At 70.8% G+C, this 257-nt stretch carries 1 protein-coding gene; it reads left to right on the top strand.

Annotated elements, in window-relative coordinates:
- The coding region (locus tag ACEPPI_RS40910) for an acyltransferase domain-containing protein (protein WP_373920299.1) at positions 1–257 on the top strand (257 nt) is incomplete at both ends.

Genomic DNA, 257 nt, shown 5'->3' with positions numbered 1-257 from the left:
GAGGCCGAGGCGCAGGAGCTCGCGGAGGCGGCGGGCTGTGTGGTCGCGGCGGTGAACAGCCCGGCCCAGACCGTACTGTCCGGGTCCGAGGAGTCCGTCGAGCGGGCCGCGCAGATCTTGGACGGGCGTGGAGTCCGCCATCACGCACTGGCGACTTCGCATGCGTTCCACTCGCCGCTGATGGAACCGATGCTGGAGGAGTTCGAGCGTCGGGTGGCACAGGTGGACACGCGGGCGCCCCGCATTCCCTTCGCCTC

The organism is Streptomyces sp. AB3(2024), assembly GCF_041862025.1.
Taxonomy (GTDB): Bacteria; Actinomycetota; Actinomycetes; order Streptomycetales; family Streptomycetaceae; genus Streptomyces.
Note: the sequence above shows the minus strand (reverse complement) of the source record. Positions and strands in the feature narration are given on the sequence as shown.